This window comes from Cryobacterium sp. RTC2.1 (assembly GCF_035018685.1).
In the GTDB taxonomy this organism is placed as follows: Bacteria; Actinomycetota; Actinomycetes; order Actinomycetales; family Microbacteriaceae; genus Cryobacterium; species Cryobacterium glucosi.
This window is the reverse complement of sequence record NZ_JASJXJ010000392.1, coordinates 1-260: the sequence shown is the minus strand read 5'-3', so window position 1 is coordinate 260 and position 260 is coordinate 1. Positions and strand designations below refer to the sequence as shown.

Here is a 260-nt window from a genome sequence, read left to right as displayed (position 1 = left end):
CAGACGCACTCGGCGGTCTCTCCGCGGTAGGCCTGAACGAAGCGCATGTCCGAGAACGGGAACGTGACGACGAAGATATGCAGGATCTGGCGGATCCCGCCGATGATGGCCTCGGCCTGGCCGAAATCGACCTGCGCGGTGCCGGCCGGCCAAACCAGTTCCGTGAATCCTTCCCCGGCGTGGCGGTGTTGGTCGTTCCACTTCCTCACGAAGCGTTGCACCGGGGAGTAGCTGCCGCTGTAGTTCTCCTCGTTCATCAA

The 260-nt window shown here is 63.1% G+C and carries 1 pseudogene; it reads right to left on the bottom strand.

The features are described from left to right. Positions 1 to 260, bottom strand: a pseudogene (locus QN357_RS19630) (IS21 family transposase); the annotation flags it as partial.